The organism is Duganella sp. BJB476, assembly GCF_003416895.1.
Taxonomy (GTDB): domain Bacteria; phylum Pseudomonadota; class Gammaproteobacteria; order Burkholderiales; family Burkholderiaceae_D; genus Rugamonas.
Genome location: NZ_QVIO01000021.1, coordinates 1 through 2,916, shown reverse-complemented (window position 1 = coordinate 2,916; position 2,916 = coordinate 1). Strand labels below are relative to the sequence as shown.

Here is a 2,916-nt window from a genome sequence, read left to right as displayed (position 1 = left end):
CAGCGCTCCCACATCAGCGCCTTCTGGCTTTCGGTGTAATGGATTCGCGGTCGCTGTTTCATCTTCAACACTCCTGTGACCTAAGGGTTTTAGGTTAGAGTGTTGCGTTGACCGATTGAATCCACAGCCGTTACTGGTCTTCGTCCAGTGACTTAGGCTTTTTGAGACCGCGGCAAAAGCGCTTGGTGGCCGCCTTGTCATTAGGTTCAATGCTCGGCTCAAGTTCGGCGAGCTTGGCCATCGTGGCTTTGTCAGCTTGATATTTCTTCTTTAGCAACGTAAGCCTTGAGTCCGTTCCGACGCAAGACTGGCAAATGGACCAATCTATCTCGGCCCGCCGTTCCTTGTCATAATCTTCTTCTCCGCGCCAATGGTCGCAGCTTTCGCGCTCTTCCATGAAGGTGCTCACGTCCTGCGGGATTCCCTGCTCCGCAGCTAATCCAAGCGCGGGTATGATGCTAATCGCGAACGCCGCAAAAAATGCTTTGCTCATGTTTATGGTCTGCAGGAATCCGAAATTCAACAGGCGGTTTTGGCCGCGTCTCGCCGTCATGCTCATTTCGTCGAAAGGTACGTAAAACGATCAGCGAGCATACCCCACCGCGCTCCATCACCATCTGTAGCAGTTGCGTTCGCCAGGCATCGATCAAGGAGTTCCTGGCATCTGATTTTCGATAACGTGATGGCGCCAGTCGCCATGAACGCGTCCATCCCGCACCTAGCACCGTCCATATAGACTTCAAGATACTCAACGCCGCCTCTTTCCATAAGCTCCTGTGCAAGCTTGGATACAACTCTGTTCACGCCCCACGCTTCCTTTGCACAAAGAGTCTCTGCTTTGAAAAGCGCAGCAATTAATGGCAGTGAAAACGCATCTTGCTCTGTCTCAAAATAACTGCAAACATCCTTCCGAAACTGCATATTCGAGTCGACGAACTCATTTGCATGTTTTCCGTTCCATGCAAAAGCAATCTGAGCCTCAGATTGAGGCGTATATGTGCGGACAAAATCTGCTACAACTGACATAGATATCTCATGTTTGAATTGTCTTGTTGTCGACCGACTGCTCCTGGCCGATAGCGACTTTGACCACTAGCCCCAAAATTTCCACCACGGCTTATTGCTCACCACTTGCCACATCGTCTTGCCTGCTCCGGACTCAGGCCTGCAAACATCTGGCTCAAACCCTATCCAGACATACTCGAAGGAGTTAATTCCTGAGCCATCGGGGTCAAGGCTCAGGCCGTTGCTGTTGGGTAGATCACTCAATACTGCCTGAGCATCAAATGGTTGGTCCACGAAGACATAGTGAGTCGGCGCTTTCGGGTTCTCGATTCCAACGCGACAGACATTGATGCCTTTTTTGCGAAGAGCCTCTACAACCGGAAGAACTGCCCGAGGAACCGAGTGCGGCAACAACCAATGCGATACGCGCTTTAAATTATGCATTATTGGATTCATTCGGCATAGGCTATATTGGCTAGGTCTGTTTGTGGCCGTACTCGGGCGATGGTCTTGAGAATAGCAGCTTGCCCATCTGAAAAACTCACCAATTTTTATGTGCTCTCGCCCTTAGGACTCTTGGTAACAAGTAACAGTCAAGAATCCTCCAACATCGCGGATCAAGTCCAACTCACGGCCAGAAAACTCTAAGTTACACTGATTTTCATAACTATAAGTGACATTGAACTCGATATAATCAACAACTCTAGGGGAGACACTACTTAATATTTCTTTGATTGTTTTTGCAATACCTTCAACGGAATCACCATTAAATGCTAAGACTCCATGCATTGACGGTCTGCCATTAAGATTCTCACCTGGAGTTCGCATTACAAGCACATCAGTTCTCGAAATGCAATCAAGGCTAGCAGGAAGAAATTTATCGCCGCGAACGATGGCCTGATATTTTAGCATAAATATTATTTTCTTTTAGCAATTATTGGAAGGCGCCTATATGTCAATTACCCGTCTATTCTGTGAACTCTAGAGGAAAAATTCTCCTTGTGAACTAACTCCAATGCCTGGATTTATCCTGTAGTTGCCTTAGCGCTTTTTAAAACCCAGAAAATGTTCTCGCACACCATCAACATGTTCGATTCGTATCTCACGGCCATTTGACTCCATTGTCACAACGCGGCATGAGCCAGGATTGCCACGTTGGTTGGTATAATCAAATGCCACGCTCCATCCTGCTTGTCCATTTTTGCGACTATATTTCGCTCCAATGGCCGCCGGCAACAAGGTATTACGTCGTTGCTTCAAAAGCTCTTTTCGGGCATAGGTCCACTCAATGCTCTCGTGATCGAGTGCCTGCTTAACGCCTGACTCAGGAAGTTCTGTATAGCCGTTTTCCGCAACGAAGACTTCGGCAAGTTTTACAGCGGCCTCTATTGTTATGGTTTCAGCAGCATTCACATGAAGACATACCAGCGTAACGAACAGACTCACAGCCAAATTTCGCATCTTAACGCCCTTAAAATCGATCAACGGCTGCTCCTGGCCGGAAGGGTCACAAACTGCGTATTGAAGCCCAGGTTTCATTGCATTCGATACAGCCGGTGAGTCGTCCCATTTGGATGAAATCGGAGATTTCGAACTCTGCCTCAACTAAATCAAAGTCAATTGGCTTGCGAAGGAGACAGTAGTACCCAGTTCTGTCTGAGCCCCACTCGTAGTCTCTGGCCAACTTGTTACCCGCACTCAAAAGCAAAGCGACAATAGGGCGAAGATGTTCATAGACTGGTCTAACCTTACTGTCGAACACAATTTTCTTCTTCAAGATAAACGTAAGCGTCCGCTCAGCGACGTATTGAGCTCGGCGTCGTATTGCTAGATGATGGCATCACACCGCTGGGAAGCGGAGTGTTTTTCAAACAGATGTGACCTGCGCGGCGCAATGCCAAGGAAGGAAGT

General features: G+C 48.1%; 5 protein-coding genes. All 5 read right to left on the bottom strand.

The features are described from left to right. Positions 1-130 precede the first annotated feature (130 nt). Complete coding sequence (locus D0T21_RS31420; protein WP_116994081.1) at positions 131-553, bottom strand: hypothetical protein; 423 nt, start codon at positions 551-553, stop codon at positions 131-133. 2 nt (positions 554-555) lie between these two features. Next, positions 556-1,026, bottom strand: coding sequence for a hypothetical protein (locus D0T21_RS31415; RefSeq protein WP_147328227.1), 471 nt, complete (start codon positions 1,024-1,026; stop codon positions 556-558). 66 nt (positions 1,027-1,092) lie between these two features. Further along, positions 1,093-1,449, bottom strand: a complete 357-nt coding sequence (locus D0T21_RS31970; protein WP_147328226.1) for a hypothetical protein — start codon at positions 1,447-1,449, stop codon at positions 1,093-1,095. A gap of 123 nt (positions 1,450-1,572) precedes the next feature. Then, a complete protein-coding gene (locus D0T21_RS31965) occupies positions 1,573-1,917 on the bottom strand; it encodes a hypothetical protein (protein WP_147328225.1) in 345 nt (114 codons plus the stop codon). A gap of 129 nt (positions 1,918-2,046) precedes the next feature. After that, the gene (locus D0T21_RS31960) at positions 2,047-2,490 is read right to left on the bottom strand and encodes a hypothetical protein (RefSeq protein ID WP_147328224.1); all 444 of its coding nucleotides are present in this window, start codon (positions 2,488-2,490) and stop codon (positions 2,047-2,049) included. Between the last annotated feature and the right edge of the window lie 426 nt (positions 2,491-2,916).

Coding starts and splice junctions, on each gene's coding strand:
- D0T21_RS31420 (WP_116994081.1), bottom strand. CDS start 553: ATGACGGCGAGACGCGGCCAAAACCGCCTGTTGAATTTCGGATTCCTG.
- D0T21_RS31415 (WP_147328227.1), bottom strand. CDS start 1,026: ATGTCAGTTGTAGCAGATTTTGTCCGCACATATACGCCTCAATCTGAG.
- D0T21_RS31970 (WP_147328226.1), bottom strand. CDS start 1,449: ATGCATAATTTAAAGCGCGTATCGCATTGGTTGTTGCCGCACTCGGTT.
- D0T21_RS31965 (WP_147328225.1), bottom strand. CDS start 1,917: ATGCTAAAATATCAGGCCATCGTTCGCGGCGATAAATTTCTTCCTGCT.